This is a genomic window from Bacillus sp. B25(2016b), assembly GCF_001679765.1.
Taxonomy (GTDB): Bacteria; Bacillota; Bacilli; order Bacillales; family Bacillaceae_G; genus Bacillus_A; species Bacillus_A thuringiensis_K.
This window is the reverse complement of record NZ_CP016285.1, coordinates 3,114,578-3,133,556: the sequence shown is the minus strand read 5'-3', so window position 1 is coordinate 3,133,556 and position 18,979 is coordinate 3,114,578. Positions and strand designations below refer to the sequence as shown.

Here is an 18,979-nt window from a genome sequence, read left to right as displayed (position 1 = left end):
TTTGGTAAGTCTATGTGAAAAATCAGCTTGTACAGGAATTCTTTGCAAAGTATTTTGTGTGCAGTCATGATTATTAAAGTTGATGAGAACTGTTATTCGACTAATAAAACCACATCTCAAATTGTTGACTATATGTCTAACAACTAGGATGCGGTTCAATTAATAAAAAATGTCCGAGTAAAATATAAGGTGAAAAGTATAGGATACTTTTGTTATAAAGATATAGATGAATGTTATTGTTTTTTACTTCTGAAAGATTTGGGGTTCTAAATTACGAGTTGTTGGAGTCCCTCTAATATAAAATTTCAGTAGAAATATTGAACTACTAATATGAATGTAGAATATTTAATAAAGACGGTAATGTTTTTTTAGTCATGTAATCTTTTCATTTGATGATCTTTCCCCCATTCACATAATTCATCCATAATTTGCATTAAAGATTTTCCGTATTCACTTAGTGTGTACTCAACCTTTGGTGGAACTTCTTGATATGCAGTACGATGAATAATACCATCAGCTTCAAGTTGCCGAAGTTGTTGTGTAAGAACTTTTTGCGTAATGTTTGGAATTTCTCGTCGGATTTCATTTGTTCGCATTTTTCCATCTATTAAGACACATAAAATATGAACTTTCCATTTTCCACCGATTACATCGAGTGTAGTTGCAATTGGGCAGTCATCATTTTGATTCATATAACACCTCCACAGGTACTTTAAGGTTCCTATAGCACTTTAAAGTACGTACTTTTCAATTATATGTGACTCATTCATACTAATACGTAAAGGGTTGAATAATTTATAAAGGGGATGAAAAAAGATGAAAACACTTGTAATTGTAGCACATCCTGATATTGAAAAATCAAAAATTAATAAAAGATGGATTGAAGAACTTGAGAAATATTCGGATGAAATTACGGTGCATGAATTGTATAAAGTGGCACCGAATTGGGAGTTTAATATTGAAGAAGAGCAAAAGTTATTAGTAGAACATGACAGATATATATTTCAATTTCCGCTTTACTGGTACAGCTCACCACCATTATTAAAAAAATGGTTCGATGATGTATTAACATATGGATTTGCGTACGGATCTAAAGGAGATAAAGTGAAGGGGAAAGAATTTGGTGTAGCTATTTCTATAGGTGGATTAGAAAAAGACTATGAAAATAGTGGAATTACAATGGATGAGTTGACGAAACCATTCCAAGCTACATGCTTATACACAGGTATGGAATTTATACCTTCCTTTTATTTATATGGTGCAGAATATAAACTAAGTGATGAAGAGATTGATAAAAGTGCACCTGAGTATGTGCAATATGTGATGAACAAGAAGTATTCTAATATATAATGGGAAATAGCCATTTACTTGTAAAGTAAATGGCTATTTTATATTCTTCTTATATTCACTAAGTGTAATCTTTAGTAAATTAATAGTTAATCTGGTAAAATAAAAAACCTAACATATATAAAGGGGAGTTTTACTTGAGAACGATGCGACAATTATTACAAAAGAGAGCAATGCAATCACCAAATTTGGAAGCGCTTGTAGGGGGGAAGAAAAGATATTCGTTTCAGCAATATAATGAACGAGTAAATCAGTTTGCACATTATTTGTTACATAATGGTGTGCAAAGAGGAGATCGTATAGGAATACTATGCAAAAATAATCACCCATTTCCAAGCGTTATGATGGCAAGTTTAAAAATTGGAGCGGTATTTATTCCGCTAAATCATCAGCTGACTGTTTATGAATTAGAAACGATTGTAAAAGAAGCGAAATTAAAAGTGTTAGTTATTGATGAAGAATTTAGTGAAGTGTTATTAAAGGTTGATGCTGTTAAAGAAATTCCTTATGTAATTCAAACGACAAAAGAAGGCTTTGGTTCATTTGAATTAGAGTTGCAAAAACAGCCAACGACAGAACCGAACGTAGAAGTTCATGAAGAAGACGATGCCATTTACTTGTTTACATCAGGAACGACTGGACAGGCGAAAGCATGTGTAATTGGACATAAAAACTTACATCATTATTTTGCTGAAATTGCGGGACAAAGAGAAATCCCAGCAGGTGAACGCTTTTTATCTGTGCATCCATTGTTTCATATGAGTGGCGTGCTTTCTATTTTAAATTGTATTTATCATGGCGTTACGATGATCTTCTTAGCTGATTCGAATCCTGCTCTTATTTGGGATAAGATTGAAGAAGAGAAAATTACTACGATGCTTGCTTTCCCAGCCGTTTATAGCTACATGCTTGATGAACTACATAAAAAAGAACGTAACATTTCAACCTTTAAAGTAGCACAAAGCGGTGGTACAAAAGTGCCAGAAACACTCATTCAAAAATATATGGAAAAAGGCATATATATGGTGCAAGGCTATGGTAGTACAGAAGGTTGGGTTGTAACCTCATGGCATCCAATGATGGGAAAAGAAAAGATGTCTTCTGTAGGAAAGACCTTGAAAAATGTAGAGGTGAAAATTGTTCATCCGGAAACAGGACATGAACTAACAACAAATGAAGTTGGAGAGATTCATGTGAAAAGTCCATACATGTTTAAAGGATATTGGAATAATGAAAAGGCGACAAAGAAGGTAGTAAAAGATAACTGGTTTAACATGGGTGATGCTGGCATGATAGATGATGATGGATTCCTGCATATTATGGGAAGATATAAAGACGTTATTATACGCGGTGGTGATAACGTATATCCAGATCAGGTAGAAGATGTTATTCATGAAATACATGGTGTTTTAGAAGTTGCAGTAGTTGGAGTTCCAGATGACTTTTGGGGAGAGGTTCCAAGAGCTTATCTTGTGAAGGATAGCGAAACAACATTAACAGAAGAAAGTATTCTTCAGTATTGCAAAGAGAAATTAGCAAGTTATAAAATACCAGAAGTAGTATTCATAGATGAGTTGCCGAAAAACGCTTTAGGAAAAGTGTTGAAGAGGGAATTACGAGATGCAGTTCTTGTGAAATAGAAAATTATGAAACGATGGAGAACCCAGTTATGTATAAAGCATGACTGGGTTTTTATGTATCAAAAACATAATAATTTACTAGATTTTGTATTTTGTGTAAGATGATAAAGAATATTCAATTAATAATTCGAGGGATGAAATTAAATGAAGCTACCGTTATTAGAAGTAGAGACGGATAGACTCATTATTCGTCCATTTCAAAAAGGTGATTATGAAAGTTGGTTAGATGGATTTAACAAGAGACTGCCATCGCAGTATAAATATGACGATTGCTATCAAGTTCTGGCATCATCAACAAAAGCATGGTTCACGGAATGGGTAAGAGGTTTTGATGAAGCAGCACATAGAGATGAGATGTATGTATTAGGCATTTTTCGTAAAGAAGACGGAGCTAAATTGGAAAGCTAGAGCTAATAAAAATTTTACGTATGGACTATCAATGGGTGATGATGGGATACTCGATACATAATCAATATTGGAGAAATGGATATGGTGTTGAAAGTGTGAAAGCTGCGTTACCGTTATTTTTTAGTAGCCTTGATTTTCATAGAATCGAATTACATATATGTGTTGATAATGAGCCATCAGTGCGTCTTGCGGAAAGAGCAGGCTTTTCATTTGAATGCAAGAGAGAGGCGTTTTCATTAGAGAATGGTAAGTGGATGGATTTTCTTATTTATTATAAAAATAAGGAGATGAATATATGAGAGTGTTTATTACAGGTGGCAGCCGCGGGTTAGGATTACAGTTAGTAAAAGTATCTTATGAAAATGGGCATATCGTTTATCCATTAGTTAGAACTGAGGTTGCGGTAACGCAATTGAAGCAAATATTTAGTGGTAGATGTTTTCCTATAATGGCAGACTTATCGGCTGATGAGAGTACGGAGCAAATTAAGAAGCAGCTTGAGGAATATACAGAGTATGTTGATCTAGTTATAAATAACGCTGGCATTACTGGGAAGGAGACTGAGATTTTACATACAAATTCAGAAGAGTTAACGAACTTATTTAATATTCATTGCTTAGGTGTAATTCGGGCTGTAAAAGGTACATATGTGGCGTTGGCTAAATCGAATCATCCGAGAATAATAAATGTGTCCTCTCGATTAGGATCATTACATAAAATGGCGAACAAAAAGTTTCCGCAAGGCCAGTTCTCATATTCATATCGAATTGCTAAAGCTGCACAAAATATGTTAACACTCTGCTTACAACAAGAGTTTGAGAATAAAGGAATTCGTGTAACTGCCATTCACTCAGGAAAATTAAAAACTGATATTGGTGCCTTTGATGCGAATATGACTCCGGCTGAAGGAGCAAAAAATATATATGATTGGGTAATAGATTCAAATGAGGATATTTCAGGAAAGTTTATTAAGCCTGGTGTGGGGGAATTGAAGTGGTGATATACGATCTTGCAATCATTCAGAATCTATTTGGTCCTTCTAAAAAAGTATTAAATGGCTTACCAAATGCAGTAACGATTGAAGAGATAGAAGAGAATGTTCTTTATGATGTACAAACTTATAAAGAAAAGATAAGTAGATTTGAAGAAGTTTGTTTTAATTGGGAGTTAAAAAGAGCGAGTATTGTATTAAACAAAAGGTTTAGTAGTTATAACTCAAGTGTGAGAGTGTTACTTGATGCCGTTTTTTCTTTGTATGCCGCAAAGATAGAAGTATGTAGAGAATTGAACAATGTAGAAGGACCTGAAAGACAATATACATATCGATCAATAGCAGAAGGAACGTTAGCGGAAAAAGAATTTAAATATATTTGGGAACAATGTATGTCGGGTTCAGGGAATCAAACTTCAATTTTAACTATCGATGAGCATTTTTATTCAGTGCAAACAGAGTTAGGTACGGGCTGGGAAAAGTCATGTATTGTTTTTTATGATAAAAATGAGCCGATTGGTATGTCCATACCGCATATAGAAACTGGAACAGAAAGTGAAGGACGATTATTTTATTTTGGGGTAATGCCTTATTATCGCGGGAAAGGAATTGCTTCCCATATGCATCTTCAATCGTTGCATATGTTAAAGGAAATGGGGGCTACTTATTACATTGGAAGCACACATACTTCAAATGAAAAGATGCAGAGGATATTTTGGAGAAATAATTGTTCGTTGAAAACGAAGATAGAGCTTTATTATAAAATCTTTAAAGAAGGTTAGGAGAAAAGAAAATGAAGACTATAAACGTATTTCATTACGACGCATTTACGAATAAACCAAATAAGGGAAATCCAGCAGGTATTGTATTAGAAGCAGATGGGTTAACGGAAGAGGAAATGCAAATTATTGCTGAAAAAGTTGGATATAACGAAACAACTTTTGTTCTTTCCTCAGAAGTAGGAGATATAAGAATGCGCTATTTTACACCTGGTTTTGAAATGGATTTATGTGGTCATGGGACAGTAGGGACGATATTTGCCTTGCGCGAAAAAGGTTTATTAGAAGAGAAAAGTAACCTTACGATTGAAACGAAGGCTAGGATTTTACCGATACAAATAGGTGTAAATGAAAATGGAGAAACCTTTATTAAAATGAGGCAGGCAGCACCTCAGTTTAAAGAATTTACAGGTTCAAAAGAAGAATTAGCTCAAAGTATCGGTTTAGAAGTAAATGATTTAGATGTAAGTTTACCGATTGTATATGGAAGTACTGGTAATTGGACTGTAATTGTACCGATTAAAAATCTTAATGCATGTGAGAGAATGACACCTAATAATGCTGCATTTCCATCAGTATTAAAAGAAATACCTAATGCTTCTATTCACCCCATTTGTCTAGAAACTTATGATGAACTAGCACAAATGCACGGCCGTCATTTTTCATCAGCTTACGCTGGGACGATTGAAGATCCAGTGACAGGAACAGCTTCAGGTGTAATGGGAGCGTATTATGCGGAGTATTTAGAGAAAGATTTTGAACATGAATTGGGTTTAATCGTTGAGCAAGGACAGGAAATAAATAAAGATGGTCGTGTAACTGTTTATGTAACGAAAGGGATAGAAAACGAAAAGTTACAAATAGATATTGCTGGAACAGCGGTGTATGTAAAAGAGCTTGAAATTTCGATATAAAGTGAAACTTTAATCAGTGGGGGTCTTACTGCTCGGTGAATAGCGCGATAAAAAAGAAAGCCCGGAATACATCCGGACTTTCATTATCTGTTCAATACTTCAATGTACGAAGCATTTCCAGTTGTTCTTAAAGCGGAGCGGAAATTATTATTTTCTAACGCCTTAGCAACTTGTTGTAACTGCTGTGCATCATCATGATGAATAAGTAAGCTGTCAGCACCGCTTTCCTCTATATGAATGTGTTCGACATTTCCGATTGCATCATGTACAGCTTTTAAAAATTCAGGTTTCATATTGTCCTCCTATATGTATGTAACGTTGTAATTTAGTATTTCCTTATTTATGAAATATAAAAGTAAATGAAAGGAGAAATAAAAATGAATATAAAGCAGTTTAAAGAACATATAACATCACTATTTGGAGAGCATCTTCATAAATATGGCGATGATGAATATGGTTTTACTTATATAAGTAAAGAAGAGTTTCACAAAATCGGTTACACAACAAATTTAACGTTAGAAACTATTGAAGAAGCGTATCGAAATGGAGTCGATATGATAGTTACACATCATGCGCCGTGGAGTTTTTTATTTGGTATGGAAGAGGCTTGTATTGAGAAATTGAAGCAATATGAAATGAATCATTTTTGGATTCATTTGCCGTTAGATTTTGTAAAGTTTGGCACGTGTACATCGTTATTTAACGAAATTGGGATAGATACAATACTGGAATATTCAACCTATGAGGAAGAAGAACTACCGGGAATAGGAGAATATAAAGAAGCGATTCCTTTTTCAAACTTAGTTGGAAAACTTGAAGAAAAAATGGATGAGAAAGTGAAGAGCTGGAGAAATCACGATAAACCAGTAAAACAGATTGCGATTTTAACCGGTGCAGGAAACAACACAAATTTGATTGAGCGTGCATTAGAGAAAGGGTGTGACACGTACATAACCGGTGAAAAAACATTATATACAGTTCAACATGCGAAATTTAAAGGAATTAATTTAATTGTAGGCAGTCATACGTTTACAGAAGTGTTTGGTGTAGAAAGTTTGGCTCATAAGTTAAAAGAAAGAGATAATTCAATAGAAATTACTAGATTAAATGAAGATCATTTGGAGTGAAGAAATCACATCGCATTACCATAAATGGAATGAACTATATAATGGAATATTGAAGGAAGCAGTTGCAATGAAATAAAATTATTTTTTGTTATATTAAGATTTTTAGGGGGAATTCCCTTATGTTTGTCAAATAATAGTAAAGTTGTCTTTTGAATTAAGGGAATATTCGGAGTTGAAGGGTGAGAGAATGGACACTTCAATAATCACTGCACAACTAGTTAAGGAAAAAGTTGTTTCACATTATCCAAATAGCGTAAAAGCATTAAACGGGGGAACGACAAGTACTATATATTTGTTAGATGAACAATACGTTATAAAGTTGAATGAATCGGATGTCATACGTGAAGAAGCTTATTTTCTTCAGTTTTATAAAAAGGACGAATTATTTCCAAAGCTTTTATATAAGGAACCTTTAAATCGCTATATTGTTTACTCATTCCTTGAGGGCACAACTTCTTGCAAACTAGGCCATAAACGGAGTGTTCTTTGTAAACTTGTAAAGAAAGTTATCAATAAGTATGAAGTAGCTACAGAGGTTGATGACTGGGGATGGAAAGAAAATCCGGTTCAATCTTGGAATGAATTTTTAACAACAAATGTGATAGAAGCTCATGAAAATGTAAGATGTTACATAAGTGAAGAAGAGTATAGAACGGTTCTTAAGTTAGCAAATAGGGACGCTGGAATAAATCAGCCGTTTTTATTACATGGTGATCTTGGATTTCATAACTTTATATTTAAAGAGAATGAGCTGCATGGTGTAATTGATCCTTTACCATTGTTAGGAGATCCTATATATTATTTAATTTATTCGTTCTGTTCAACCCCGGAAGATTTAACAAAAGAAACAATCGATTATGCGATGAAACAATGTGTATTTCATAAAAAAGACCGTGATTTATATGAAGAAATAGTCATAGGATTATATTTGCGTATAGATACATGTTTACGGCACCACCCGAAAGATTTAGAAGATTATTTAGAAGCTTGGCGTTATTGGATGGGTGAGGTTGAGGTGACTTTATAGTACAAATATTTTGGGGGAGATAGTGAGATGAATGTTGCAGAAGCGAAAAAGGATTTACTGTAATGCCATTATTGGTTACAGTTGTCTATTTACTTACTTTTATAAGTTTATTAATTGAAAATAAAAAAGTAGATCATTATCAACAAAAATCAGCTTAATAAAAATATAGGGATAGGGGAAATTATTATGAAAAATTTCGTTTGTACAACGTGCGGTGTGCAGTATGCAGCGAGTGTAGATGAACCGGTGAGTTGTCATATTTGTGATGAAGAAAGGCAGTATGTGAATCCGAAAGGGCAGTCTTGGACGACTTTAGAAAATTTGCAAACAGATGATACATATAAAAATGAAATAATCAAAGAGGAAAATGGACTTTATAGTATTACGACAAAACCAGGATTTGCGATCGGTCAAACGGCATTTATAGTGAAAACAGAGTCATATCGTTTACTATGGGACTGCATTACGTATTTAGATGAAACGACAATTGCGAAAATAAAAGAGCTTGGTGGATTAGATGCAATTGCATTGTCTCATCCTCATTATTATTCAACGCAAGTAGAATGGGCAGAGACATTTGATGTACCAATTTATATACATGAAGATGATAAAGAATGGGTGATGCGCCCAAGTAGTCGTATTATTTATTGGTCTGGTGAGTCTTTACAATTAGCGGATGGGATTACTGTACATCGTCTTGGAGGACATTTTAGTGGTGGTTCTGTATTGCATTGGGAAGAAGGTAATGATGGAAAAGGGATTTTGTTAACAGGTGATATTATTCAAGTCGTAGCAGATGAGAAGTGGGTAAGCTTTATGTACAGCTATCCAAACTTAATTCCATTACCAGCGAGAAAAGTGGAAGAAATGGTGAACCGAGTGAAGCCGTTACAGTTTAATCGTTTATACAACGCTTTTCATCGAGTAGTAAAAGAAAATGCAAATGGGGCAGTTGAACGTTCTGCTGAAAGATATATAAAAGCAATAGAAGGAAAGTTGTTTCATACGTAAAAGGAGAGTAGCTTAATGAAAACGTTAGTATGTTTTGGAGATAGTATTACAGCTGATGAAACATTTTTTGATGGAATGCCGAGATTAACACCACGTTTGCAAGAGATGTTTCCGAAATGGAAAGTAGTGAATGCAGGTGTTCCAGGGGATAATACATTCGATGCGTTAAATAGGATTGAAGAAGATGTAATATCATATAAACCAGATTTCGTAACAGTTTTTCTTGGTACGAATGATGCAGTTTCTTTTTCTCAAGTGTCATTACAAGCATATAAAGAAAACTTAGAGAAGATTGTGAACCATATTTCATCAGATAAAGTACTACTGATTAGTCCTGCACCAGTTGATGAAGAAAGACAGCGTAATAGAACAAATAGAGTGCTGGGTCAGTATGCAGACGTGGTGGAGAAAGTGGCGAGGGAAACAGGAAGTTATTTTCTAAACGTATTCGCTGAAATGATTCAAGAACGGGATTATAAAAGATTTGTAGAAAATGATGAAAAAGATGGATTACACTTTGGACCAGAAGGCTATGAGTATGTAGCGAGGTTAATTGGTGAAAAGTTAAAAGGAATTTTATAAGGAGCAAAGCACTTAGTGCTTTGCTTTTTCGTATTTCTTTCGCAGTCCATAAACTTATTGATCGCTGTAATTTGGACAGATATTTTGCTTTTTTATGTGCGTAAAAGGCTAATGCTGTTTTAAAGTAATATAAATTTATTTTTTAAAATTTATATTTCGTAGTTGAAAATCAACAAATTTGTAACTGTAATGGTTACAGTAAGTTTGTTATTTTGAAATATACACATTGAATTACAAGAATGAAAGGAGTTTTTATGTAAATTAAAAAGTTATAAAAATCTATTAATTTTTATAATAAGATAAAAAGTATTTCGGTTCATACACATTATTAAATATGTTAATTCTAATAGAAAACTAGAGGTGGAAAGATGAAAAATTTTAAAGGTATGTTGATATCATCACTTGCAATTACAACTTTTGCTGGAGTAGGTACGACATTTGTAACAAATACAGTACATGCTGCTAATATCGATTCTAGTAAAATACAAGTTCGTTCTAATAAGAGTATAAACACAACGCCTAGCTCGAGATTGCCTGTATTATCAGTGAATCCTTATGATGATCCTAGATTTTCGAGACAGGGATATCTTGAAGAGGCACCTTTAGGAATTAATGCTCCTTATGCTTGGGGAATTAAAGGAGGAGATGGTCAAGGAGCAACCTTTGTAGATTTGGAAGAAGGCTGGTTATTAAATCATGAAGATTTAGTCGGTCAAAATATTGAATTTATGTCTGGAAAAATGAGTAATGATCTTTCTCACGGTACTTCAGTTCTAGGTGTTGTTTCTGCAGCTGACAATGGGATTGGGAACATTGGGATTGCACCAAAAGCAAAGGCAAAAGTAATTTCAGTGATTCGAGATAATGGGAGAATCGATGTAAGAGATGCTATTTTAAGTGCCGTAGATTCTTTACAGGCTGGAGATGTTTTATTAATAGAAGAATCCTTTAAATATGATGGATATGGAGATGACCCTTTACCAGTAGAAGTATACCCGAGTATATTTAACGCAATTCGCAAAGGTACAGATAAAGGCATTATTATTGTAGAAGCAGCTGGTAATGGTGGGATTGATTTAGATGAATTTAAAGACCGTAATGGTAAACAGATTTTAAATCGAAATAGTCCAGACTTTAAAGATTCAGGAGCTATTATAGTTGGAGCATCTACTGCAAGAGTTCCTCATAAACGTTTAGGTTTCTCTAACTATGGTAGTAGAATTGATGTATATGGTTGGGGAGAGTATGTTGATACATTAGATACATATCAAAATCAAAATAGTAAAGGACAAAAAGTTACAGAGCAGAATATAATGAATCGTTATACTTCTAACTTCCGTGGTACTTCTAGCGCTTCGCCTATAATTGCTGGGGCTGCTGTATCAATTCAAGGGATTGCTAAAGAACATTTAGGTAAGGCATATACACCAAAAGAATTGAGAGCAATTTTAAGTAATCCTAATACAGGCACAAAGTCTAATAACCCATCATCTGATAAAATAGGGGTTTTACCAGATTTAAAAGCGATTTTGTCTAACCTTGGATTTCATAGTGATTTGACTACCAATGATCCTATGGTATTTCCAGATAACGTAGAAAAAAATGAAGGAAAAGAAAATTCAACTTTCGTATTTCCAGGTGAAGAAACAAAACGAACCGGGGATAAAAATTCAACTGTAAACTTCCCAGAAGAAGATTTAAAACAGGAGGAAAAAGAAGAGGGATTAATTGTTTTTCCGGATTAATAAAAATACTACCTTCCATTTGGAGGTAGTATTTTTTATTTCGTGTAATTAACAAGAGTGCATGAAATTTGTATTTGTTTATCTTTCATAATGAATTTAACCACAAAATCGAATATTTGACTGTTAATTAACTTTCTCGTCTCAATCAATTACATGAATTAATCTAGAAATGCTTGCTGCAATGCTTTCAGTCCATCGCTGTAGATACCATGAAACAGATTTATTGCCTCTTCAACACTAACCTCAACAGGAGTGAACGTACCAGACCACTCTACTAATGATGTGTTACTTTCAGTACCTTCTTTAACTTGGATTGTAGATAAATAATTAGTGACCGGGAACGGTGCATTCATGATTGAATACATGTAGTAGCGTTCCTTATCATTGAATACTTCTAAGCGTTCTATAATTGTTTCACCCTCTGGATTAGCTAGATGACGTACACGACCGCCTTCAGTTAATTTACTACTAGGTATATAAGGTAACCAGTCTGGAAGGGAGTTGAAACCTCCGATTAATTGCCATACTTGTTCAGGTGATCCAAAAATTTGCATAGATATAGTAGTATATACCATGTTCATTACGCTCCTTTTCATCCCGGTATTTACGGGTAAATAATCAGTAGGGGATAAACCGCCCCACTGATTAAAGTTTCACTTTATAGGTCCATAACTTATAGTGAGAATGAATTTTATCGTGGATTTTTTATTTAATATATAATTATAAAGTTAAAACTATATACTTTTAATGATTAAATTATATAATAAATATAGAAACGAAAATTTATGAGCAAGGAAGTTGAAAAATATGACATTAACAATGGGCTTTATTGGATTTGGAAAGTCAGCTAACCGCTATCACTTACCTTATGTAAACACACGTAATAATATAAAAATAAAAACGATTTTTGTACGGCAAATAAATGAAAAATTAGCGGCTCCATATGAGGAAAAAGGTGTTTACTTCACTACTGATTTAGATGAATTGTTGAATGACAAAGAAATTCAAGTGGTGACGGTCTGTACGCCAGCACATACGCATTACGAATTAGCGAAAAAAGTTATACTTGCTGGAAAATCAGTTATCGTTGAAAAACCATTTTGCGATACAGTGGAACATGCGAAAGAATTATTAGCTTTAGGACGAGAAAAAGGTGTAGTAGTTATGCCTTATCAAAACCGCCGTTTTGATGGTGATTTTTTAGCTGTGAAGCAAGTAGTTGAACAAGGATTCCTTGGTGATATTATTGAGATTGAATCACATATTGATTATTTCCGTCCTGGTTCAATCACTCATGAAGCTCCAAAAGAAGAAGGTTCATTTTATAGTTTAGGTATTCATACGATGGACCGCATGATTTCACTATTCGGCCGTCCAGATACGGTGACATACGATATTCGTAATAATGAAATGGAAGGTGCGGTTGATAACTATTTCGATGTTGGTTTACATTACGGAAATCAGTTGAAGATTAAGCTGAAAACAAACCATGTCGTAGCAAAAGATTATCCACGCTTTATCGTCCATGGAACAAATGGATCATTTATTAAATACGGTGAAGATCAGCAGGAAAATGATTTGAAAGCGGGGATTATGCCTGAGAGTGCAGGGTTTGGTGAAGATTCACCGATGTACTATGGAGTTGCTAAGTATCGTAATGCAAATGGTGACTGGATTGAAAAACAAATTAAAACGCCACTTGGTGATTACGGTCGTTTCTATGATGCCGCGTATGAAACAATTATAAATGGAGCACCAAAACTTGTGAAAGACGAAGAAGTGGTAACGAATATTGAAATCTTAGAAAATGGATTTGCTGCCCCATCACCTTCAGTTTACAAACTTGAGGCTTTACATTTGAATGAATAGAAGAGAGTTTGCAGTATAAAGGAGGTATGGAAATGGCAAGCGGATCAACACAAGTAAAATACCTCGGCATTTATCAAAAGATTAAACAGCAAATTTTAGACGGTGAATATAAAATCAACGAAAAAATTCCGAGTAGCCCCGTCCTTGCTGAAGAATTTGGTGTTTCAGCCCTTACTATTAAGAAAGCGCTGGATCTATTAGTTAGAGATGGCTACATTATCCGCCGGCGCGGAAGTGGAACAGTGGTGCAAGATTGGCGTCAACAGGAAAAGGCACGAATGATTCAAACTTTAACGGGTACGAAAGCTGTATACGGCAGTGAGGTAGAAAGTAAAATTATCGAGTTTGCGATTGTTGGGGCTGATGAAGTAGTTGCTGAGAAATTGGGAGTTTCAATCGGTGATTTCGTCTATAAAATCATTCGCCTCCGCATCATTCACAGCATTCCGACGATTATGGAGCATACATGGATGCCAATTTCGGTTATCCCAGGTGTTGAGGCTTCTGTTTTAGAGGAGTCGATATACTCACATATTCAAAATAAACTTGGTCTTGAAGTAGGGACATCTGTTGTCAGGGTTAAAGGAATTCGCCCAGATGATAGGGAAAAGCAGTTTATGAACTTAACAAATCAGGATTTCCTAATACGAGTTGAACAAGTAGCTTATTTAACGGATGGACGAACTTTTGAATATTCTTATGCAGATCATCTACCCGAAACCTTTGAGTTTGAAACAGTCATTACTGCAAAAAATTATAAAGAGATATAAAAATCGGTTGAGGCAAGTATTGTCTCAACTGCTCCTATTATACGTTAATAGAATGAATCCAAGACTTAACATTTGATTTATAGAACTGTAAAGTTTAAAATTACAGTATAGTTTTTAGAAGTGAGTTGTTATCGTCTGTAAAATGTAGATAAATTAAATATTCTCGAATAAATAATATTGCTTGTATTTGATTCTAAACTGTAATTTTTTTTAATACATTTCAATAAACGATGTTTAAAATGTACGTTTCATAACATTAAAGGAGTGAGTTAAATATGGTAATTCTATATACAACAGCAAGCTGTGCCTCATGCCGAAAAGCGAAAGCATGGCTTGAAGAGCATCAAATTGATTATATTGAAAAAAACATCGTATCAAATTCTATGACAGTTGATGAGCTTAAATCAATTCTTCGTTTAACTGAAGAGGGGGCTACTGAAATTATTTCAACTAGATCGAAAACTTTTCAGGACTTAAATATAAATATTGAGGAGCTCTCGCTCAATGAATTTTATACATTAATAATTGAGCATCCACTAATGTTACGTCGCCCAATTATGCTGGACGAGAAAAGATTGCAGATTGGTTTTAATGAGGAAGAAATTCGTAAATTTTTACCACGTAGCGTTCGAACGTTTTTGAACATTGAATTGCAAAAATTGGCCAATTAATAAGTAGTATTTTTTAGAAAAAGTTTTTTGAAAGGAGGAAGCAGAAGATGATTGAAGTATGTGTTACAGTTAATTATAATGATAGAAATTATCAAACAAATGTTATTGTGAGTAAAGATACGATTTGGACAAAAATTGAACAGTTGGCAGAAGAACAAGTGAAGAAACAGTGGAGTGTTTAATTTTATTTTCAACTTAAAAAGCTAAATGAAGTTATCAGATATAGGTGGGACCGGATAGAATATAAGAGAATTAATTTTTTATGGCAAGAAGTATTCTATATGTTTTAACGTTCTAACCTATCTGTAATATTTATGGCTACAGTATGTTAATATATGAAAAACAATATTTTGAATCGTAGGAGGAAAATCATGAACAGCGACTTTACCTTGGCCATTCACAGTTTAACTTATTTAGCTTTACAGCCAGACCGGATGTCAACAAGTAATGCTATTTCAGAAAGTGCAGGTGTACATCCAGTACGTATTCGTAAAGTGCTAAGTTTGTTAAAAAAACATAAATTTATACAATCGAAAGAGGGAACTGGTGGAGGTTTTATTTTCGCTCGCGATTTAGATGAAATTAATCTTTGGCATATTTATCAGATAACCTCTGAAGGTGCTTTGCAGCCGAAGTGTCCGGAATCAAACAATCAGTGTGTTGTAGGTTCGAACATGCGAAAAGTTCTTTTCGCTATTTTCTTAGGTGCTGAAGAACATCTAGGTGAATACTTAAAGAATTATACAATGAAAGAAGTTGTTGACCTTATCAATCAAGAGCGTTAAGGGGGCTTAATTATTATATAGCCGTGAGTTCTTAACACTTAAATGTAATGAAAAATATTACAGTATAATTTGTTTTTATATCTTTTTTATCGTCACAAAAAATATTTATAAGAAGGTGAAACGGTATGATGTCAAATAATAATCATGTTTTAAAAGTAGGAGATTGGGTTCGTGGAATATCAAATGAAGGTGAATTAATAGTTGGTTATATTGTATCACTTGATGATGTGGAGGATATAGTTACAGTTAGTATTGTGAAACGTGACGGCAAGTACACAATAAACGAAGCGATTTTACTCTTTAGTAAACACGTTAACAAACTCCCTGAATCAAAGGTAATAAATAAGGAACAAATCCTTTATCTTATAGATCTTGCATTATTAACAGGGGATGAAGAATGGTTTATCGAGCTTTCTTCAAAATTAAACTCGATAAAAGAGCTAGTTAATGAGGGATTTTAAAATTTAAACTTTTGAGGGTCCACACAATCCGCCTTATGGAGAGGACGCAATTACTTTTCGCATAAAGGGAAACGATGTAAAAACGATTCATTACAAACATAGAGATATTCCTGAAGAAGAGCCGAACAAATTACAATTAAGATGATATTGAATTGATTTGTTTGTGTATTCCTGATAACGATAATTATGTAAATGAGCTGTCCATATGGGGCAGCTTTTTTGTTTTTTGCTCAGTGTAGCTTTTTAAATTGTATATGAATTCAATATTGATAATATATATCCTGAAATTTGGTTTATGTATTTTTGGTTTTTTTCTTTTTACCTACATTAATTATTTATTACAATATCTTTTATGTTTAAAATAAAATTTTTTGATAAAAGTGGATATAAGTATCTTTATAATAAATCACCTAGAAAGATAATGTATTATTGTATTTTTTTACTAACTAATTCAGCTTTAAGCTATAAAAACAATGGCTACATGCTAACTGTAAAATATTATCTGTATAAAATTATTCCACTTTAATATTTCTGAAAATATAAAAATATTAATTTTATAAATATACACGTTATAATGAGGGCGTCGAGAGAAATTTTATTATCTCTGGAGAAAATATAAAAAATGCGATTCTTAGTAAGAAAGGTGTGTGATTAGAGGCGAAATGTATGTAATGTGCTTCAGTGGCTTGTGTAAGCAATATCATCAGTGCTACCGAAGTTATGAAGGTAATGTATAGAATTGAGAAAGAAATGCCTCGCAAATTAAGAGAGGCCGGTTTAGCTAAAATTACTGTTAAAAGTAAAAAAGAGAAACCATTAAAGTAATACACTGTTATTAGAAATGTTGCAACGTATTTATGAAGTCTATTCTATATTGTTCTCTTAAGGGGTCTTTATATAAAGAGCGGATATTACGAGTAAACTTTTTTGTGAACGCTAACAATTATATTAGGACGCTAATTAGTGAATGTTTCAATTTGGATTCATTATGATGAAGGACATACAATGTGGGGCAACTTGTAAGGAATTCATTTTCCAGAAAGGGAATATTTGTTAGATGCAAAGAGAGATGCAGGAATAGATACAAGGGGGAGTTATTATATGAACGGGAATACTGCAAAGAAAATAGAAGTTCAAGCTGAAAATACCGCACTAAAAAATGAGCAATATGCAGATCCGAAAAAGTGGCATAAGCAGGATACTACATGGGCACTGAGTCTATTTGGAACTGCAATTGGAGCAGGGGTGCTCTTTTTACCGATTAATGCAGGTTCAGGTGGTTTATTATCTTTACTACTAATTACATTACTTGCATATCCAGTTATGTACTACTCACATAGGGCGCTTGCTAAAATGATATACGCTTCTAATTCTGCTGATGAGGGGATCACAGGTACAATTAGAGAGTATTTCGGAAATAAAGCGAGTATCATTTTTAACATCGTATATTTCGGTTCAATTTATACAATCGTGCTAATGTATTCGGTTGCGCTTACAAACACTGCAAGTAGTTTTATCGTGCATCAATTGCACATGCCAGAACCTCCAAGAGCTATTTTATCACTTGTATTAGTTCTTGGTCTTATCGCTATACTGAATTTTGGTCAAGATATTACTGTAAAGGTAATGAGTATGTTAGTGTATCCTTTCATAGTTTCTCTACTTTTTATCGCAATATCTTTAATTCCACAGTGGAATACGTCAATGCTTAGTTTTTCAGCTGTTTCAACTGCTTCAACAGGAACAGGCTATTTTGGGACGATATTGATGATTCTACCAATCATCGTATTCTCATTTAATCATTCACCTATGATTTCATCATTTGTTGTGAAACAGAGAGCTACGTATGGAATCGAAGCCACTGATGCTAAATGTGCGCAAATACAAAAGGTTTGTTATATCATGACATTCGCTGTTGTTATGTTCTTCGTTTGGAGTAGCGCATTGAGCTTGACTCCAGATGATATAAAAATGGCAAAAGAACAAAACTTATCAATTCTTTCATATCTTGCTAATGAGCTTAATTCGCCTGTAATCACTATTGCAGCTCCAATTATTGCTTTTGTGGCTATTACAAAGTCTTTCCTTGGCCATTATATCGGAGCATTTGAAGTAATGCGTGACATGATTATTAAGTTTGGTAAATCACGTGGAAAAGATATTGAAGAAAAAACAATTAAGACAGTAATCCTTACTTTTGTTGTATTATCATGCTGGTTTGTTGCTTATACAAATCCAAGTATTCTTGGACTTATTGATTCTCTAAGCGGTCCTTTAGTTGCTGCTATCTTATGTCTATTACCGATGTATGCGATTCAAAAAGTGCCAGTACTAGCTAAATACAAAGGGAAAATGAGCAACGTATTTGTTATTATTGTAGGTGTACTTACTGTCTTAGCAAGTATTAAGTCATTATTCTAATTCATTATTATTCGTATTAGTGTAAAAATAGTTAACATGAAAAACTTTTTGGACAAACTTCTCACATTGGAGAGTTTGTCCTTTTTTAGTCATTCTATCAACTTGCCGACAAACAGCCACCTTCCAGGCAGTGAAGTGCACCCCAATTGTTAGACACAGTCTAACAATTGGAGGTGCATTTTTTATGGCTAAATTTTCTTCAAAAGAAAAAATCCAAGCGGTGAAACGATATTTAGATGGTACAGAAAGTGGAAAAACAATTGCTAAATCTATAGGAGTTAACCCTAGCGTACTTCGTGAGTGGATTAGACGATATGAGTCTTCAGGTGAAAAGGCCTTTGAAAAGTGCTATACATTCTACCCAGCCCAGTATAAACTAGATGTACTTTATTATATGAATGAACACGGGACATCTATCAGAGAAACAGCGG

Annotated in this window: 21 protein-coding genes and 3 pseudogenes; 21 read left to right on the top strand and 3 right to left on the bottom strand. The window is 33.9% G+C overall.

Annotated elements, in window-relative coordinates; translation table 11 throughout:
* Positions 1 to 368: 368 nt before the first annotated feature.
* The gene (locus BAQ53_RS15965; protein ID WP_001072961.1) at positions 369 to 692 is read right to left on the bottom strand and encodes a winged helix-turn-helix transcriptional regulator; all 324 of its coding nucleotides are present in this window, start codon (positions 690 to 692) and stop codon (positions 369 to 371) included.
* 124 nt (positions 693 to 816) lie between these two features.
* On the opposite strand from BAQ53_RS15965, the gene BAQ53_RS15960 reads away from it, so the two are divergent.
* The 6 genes and pseudogenes from BAQ53_RS15960 to BAQ53_RS15935 all read left to right on the top strand — a co-directional run bounded on the left by BAQ53_RS15960 (position 817) and on the right by BAQ53_RS15935 (position 6,079).
* Positions 817 to 1,350: an NAD(P)H-dependent oxidoreductase gene (locus BAQ53_RS15960; protein WP_000855231.1), complete on the top strand. Its 534-nt coding sequence runs from the start codon at positions 817 to 819 to the stop codon at positions 1,348 to 1,350.
* A gap of 143 nt (positions 1,351 to 1,493) precedes the next feature.
* Positions 1,494 to 2,987, top strand: a complete 1,494-nt coding sequence (locus BAQ53_RS15955; RefSeq protein WP_208906959.1) for a class I adenylate-forming enzyme family protein — start codon at positions 1,494 to 1,496, stop codon at positions 2,985 to 2,987.
* A gap of 144 nt (positions 2,988 to 3,131) precedes the next feature.
* Positions 3,132 to 3,694 (top strand): annotated as a pseudogene (locus BAQ53_RS15950) (GNAT family N-acetyltransferase).
* A complete protein-coding gene (locus BAQ53_RS15945; protein ID WP_208905839.1) occupies positions 3,691 to 4,395 on the top strand; it encodes an SDR family NAD(P)-dependent oxidoreductase in 705 nt (234 codons plus the stop codon). The pseudogene BAQ53_RS15950 and the gene BAQ53_RS15945 overlap by 4 nt, the downstream one beginning before the upstream one ends.
* Complete coding sequence (locus BAQ53_RS15940) at positions 4,392 to 5,168, top strand: GNAT family N-acetyltransferase (RefSeq protein WP_208906958.1); 777 nt, start codon at positions 4,392 to 4,394, stop codon at positions 5,166 to 5,168. The genes BAQ53_RS15945 and BAQ53_RS15940 overlap by 4 nt, the downstream gene beginning before the upstream one ends.
* Before the next feature lie 11 nt (positions 5,169 to 5,179).
* Entirely contained in the window at positions 5,180 to 6,079 is a 900-nt protein-coding gene (locus BAQ53_RS15935; protein ID WP_208905837.1) for a PhzF family phenazine biosynthesis isomerase, read from the top strand.
* Between the two features lie 83 nt (positions 6,080 to 6,162).
* On the opposite strand, the gene BAQ53_RS15930 is transcribed toward BAQ53_RS15935, so the two are convergent.
* Positions 6,163 to 6,372 carry a hypothetical protein gene (locus BAQ53_RS15930; RefSeq protein ID WP_000801651.1) on the bottom strand — a complete coding sequence of 70 codons (210 nt, stop codon included), beginning with the start codon at positions 6,370 to 6,372 and terminating at the stop codon, positions 6,163 to 6,165.
* 84 nt (positions 6,373 to 6,456) lie between these two features.
* On the opposite strand from BAQ53_RS15930, the gene BAQ53_RS15925 reads away from it, so the two are divergent.
* The 6 genes and pseudogenes from BAQ53_RS15925 (at position 6,457) to BAQ53_RS15905 (ending at position 11,571) form a co-directional block, all read left to right on the top strand.
* A complete protein-coding gene (locus BAQ53_RS15925; protein ID WP_208905829.1) occupies positions 6,457 to 7,206 on the top strand; it encodes a Nif3-like dinuclear metal center hexameric protein in 750 nt (249 codons plus the stop codon).
* Positions 7,207 to 7,393: 187 nt separating this feature from the next.
* Complete coding sequence (locus BAQ53_RS15920) at positions 7,394 to 8,233, top strand: aminoglycoside phosphotransferase family protein (RefSeq protein ID WP_208905821.1); 840 nt, start codon at positions 7,394 to 7,396, stop codon at positions 8,231 to 8,233.
* 41 nt (positions 8,234 to 8,274) lie between these two features.
* Positions 8,275 to 8,391, top strand: a pseudogene (locus BAQ53_RS26660) (DUF7010 family protein); the annotation flags it as partial.
* A gap of 28 nt (positions 8,392 to 8,419) precedes the next feature.
* Positions 8,420 to 9,244 carry an MBL fold metallo-hydrolase gene (locus tag BAQ53_RS15915; protein WP_000788155.1) on the top strand — a complete coding sequence of 275 codons (825 nt, stop codon included), beginning with the start codon at positions 8,420 to 8,422 and terminating at the stop codon, positions 9,242 to 9,244.
* A gap of 15 nt (positions 9,245 to 9,259) precedes the next feature.
* Complete coding sequence (locus BAQ53_RS15910) at positions 9,260 to 9,826, top strand: SGNH/GDSL hydrolase family protein (RefSeq protein WP_000855201.1); 567 nt, start codon at positions 9,260 to 9,262, stop codon at positions 9,824 to 9,826.
* Positions 9,827 to 10,194: 368 nt separating this feature from the next.
* Positions 10,195 to 11,571, top strand: coding sequence for a S8 family peptidase (locus BAQ53_RS15905; RefSeq protein WP_208905819.1), 1,377 nt, complete (start codon positions 10,195 to 10,197; stop codon positions 11,569 to 11,571).
* Between the two features lie 158 nt (positions 11,572 to 11,729).
* Here the strand turns inward: BAQ53_RS15905 and BAQ53_RS15900 are convergent, their stop codons facing one another.
* Positions 11,730 to 12,146: an SRPBCC family protein gene (locus BAQ53_RS15900; protein ID WP_208905813.1), complete on the bottom strand. Its 417-nt coding sequence runs from the start codon at positions 12,144 to 12,146 to the stop codon at positions 11,730 to 11,732.
* A gap of 232 nt (positions 12,147 to 12,378) precedes the next feature.
* Here BAQ53_RS15900 and BAQ53_RS15895 point away from each other — a divergent pair, with 232 nt between their 5' ends.
* From BAQ53_RS15895 to BAQ53_RS15855, 9 genes and pseudogenes are all read left to right on the top strand, one after another.
* Positions 12,379 to 13,440 (top strand): oxidoreductase, encoded by a 1,062-nt coding sequence (locus BAQ53_RS15895; protein ID WP_000176634.1) that lies wholly within the window; start codon positions 12,379 to 12,381, stop codon positions 13,438 to 13,440.
* 32 nt (positions 13,441 to 13,472) lie between these two features.
* On the top strand, positions 13,473 to 14,210 hold the full coding sequence (locus BAQ53_RS15890; RefSeq protein ID WP_208905811.1) for a GntR family transcriptional regulator: 738 nt from the start codon (positions 13,473 to 13,475) through the stop codon (positions 14,208 to 14,210).
* Positions 14,211 to 14,485: 275 nt separating this feature from the next.
* Entirely contained in the window at positions 14,486 to 14,881 is a 396-nt protein-coding gene (gene spxA, locus BAQ53_RS15885; RefSeq protein WP_000236190.1) for a transcriptional regulator SpxA, read from the top strand.
* Positions 14,882 to 14,928: 47 nt separating this feature from the next.
* Positions 14,929 to 15,063 carry a BA3454 family stress response protein gene (locus tag BAQ53_RS15880; RefSeq protein WP_000573530.1) on the top strand — a complete coding sequence of 45 codons (135 nt, stop codon included), beginning with the start codon at positions 14,929 to 14,931 and terminating at the stop codon, positions 15,061 to 15,063.
* 189 nt (positions 15,064 to 15,252) lie between these two features.
* Positions 15,253 to 15,666: an Rrf2-family transcriptional regulator SaiR gene (gene saiR, locus BAQ53_RS15875; protein ID WP_001083465.1), complete on the top strand. Its 414-nt coding sequence runs from the start codon at positions 15,253 to 15,255 to the stop codon at positions 15,664 to 15,666.
* Positions 15,667 to 15,791: 125 nt separating this feature from the next.
* Positions 15,792 to 16,127 carry an IDEAL domain-containing protein gene (locus tag BAQ53_RS15870; RefSeq protein WP_000987461.1) on the top strand — a complete coding sequence of 112 codons (336 nt, stop codon included), beginning with the start codon at positions 15,792 to 15,794 and terminating at the stop codon, positions 16,125 to 16,127.
* Between the two features lie 7 nt (positions 16,128 to 16,134).
* Positions 16,135 to 16,272: pseudogene (locus tag BAQ53_RS15865) on the top strand (DUF3888 domain-containing protein); the annotation flags it as partial.
* Between the two features lie 956 nt (positions 16,273 to 17,228).
* Entirely contained in the window at positions 17,229 to 18,548 is a 1,320-nt protein-coding gene (locus BAQ53_RS15860) for an aromatic amino acid transport family protein (protein ID WP_001014169.1), read from the top strand.
* Between the two features lie 184 nt (positions 18,549 to 18,732).
* The coding region (locus tag BAQ53_RS15855) for a transposase (RefSeq protein ID WP_208905495.1) at positions 18,733 to 18,979 on the top strand (247 nt) is incomplete at its 3' end.

Coding starts and splice junctions, on each gene's coding strand:
- BAQ53_RS15920 (WP_208905821.1), top strand. CDS start 7,394: ATGGACACTTCAATAATCACTGCACAACTAGTTAAGGAAAAAGTTGTT.
- BAQ53_RS15905 (WP_208905819.1), top strand. CDS start 10,195: ATGAAAAATTTTAAAGGTATGTTGATATCATCACTTGCAATTACAACT.
- BAQ53_RS15930 (WP_000801651.1), bottom strand. CDS start 6,372: ATGAAACCTGAATTTTTAAAAGCTGTACATGATGCAATCGGAAATGTC.
- BAQ53_RS15945 (WP_208905839.1), top strand. CDS start 3,691: ATGAGAGTGTTTATTACAGGTGGCAGCCGCGGGTTAGGATTACAGTTA.
- BAQ53_RS15935 (WP_208905837.1), top strand. CDS start 5,180: ATGAAGACTATAAACGTATTTCATTACGACGCATTTACGAATAAACCA.
- BAQ53_RS15880 (WP_000573530.1), top strand. CDS start 14,929: ATGATTGAAGTATGTGTTACAGTTAATTATAATGATAGAAATTATCAA.
- BAQ53_RS15960 (WP_000855231.1), top strand. CDS start 817: ATGAAAACACTTGTAATTGTAGCACATCCTGATATTGAAAAATCAAAA.
- BAQ53_RS15895 (WP_000176634.1), top strand. CDS start 12,379: ATGACATTAACAATGGGCTTTATTGGATTTGGAAAGTCAGCTAACCGC.
- BAQ53_RS15890 (WP_208905811.1), top strand. CDS start 13,473: ATGGCAAGCGGATCAACACAAGTAAAATACCTCGGCATTTATCAAAAG.
- BAQ53_RS15965 (WP_001072961.1), bottom strand. CDS start 692: ATGAATCAAAATGATGACTGCCCAATTGCAACTACACTCGATGTAATC.
- BAQ53_RS15955 (WP_208906959.1), top strand. CDS start 1,494: ATGCGACAATTATTACAAAAGAGAGCAATGCAATCACCAAATTTGGAA.
- BAQ53_RS15925 (WP_208905829.1), top strand. CDS start 6,457: ATGAATATAAAGCAGTTTAAAGAACATATAACATCACTATTTGGAGAG.
- BAQ53_RS15900 (WP_208905813.1), bottom strand. CDS start 12,146: ATGGTATATACTACTATATCTATGCAAATTTTTGGATCACCTGAACAA.
- spxA (WP_000236190.1), top strand. CDS start 14,486: ATGGTAATTCTATATACAACAGCAAGCTGTGCCTCATGCCGAAAAGCG.
- BAQ53_RS15910 (WP_000855201.1), top strand. CDS start 9,260: ATGAAAACGTTAGTATGTTTTGGAGATAGTATTACAGCTGATGAAACA.
- BAQ53_RS15860 (WP_001014169.1), top strand. CDS start 17,229: ATGAACGGGAATACTGCAAAGAAAATAGAAGTTCAAGCTGAAAATACC.
- BAQ53_RS15915 (WP_000788155.1), top strand. CDS start 8,420: ATGAAAAATTTCGTTTGTACAACGTGCGGTGTGCAGTATGCAGCGAGT.
- saiR (WP_001083465.1), top strand. CDS start 15,253: ATGAACAGCGACTTTACCTTGGCCATTCACAGTTTAACTTATTTAGCT.
- BAQ53_RS15870 (WP_000987461.1), top strand. CDS start 15,792: ATGATGTCAAATAATAATCATGTTTTAAAAGTAGGAGATTGGGTTCGT.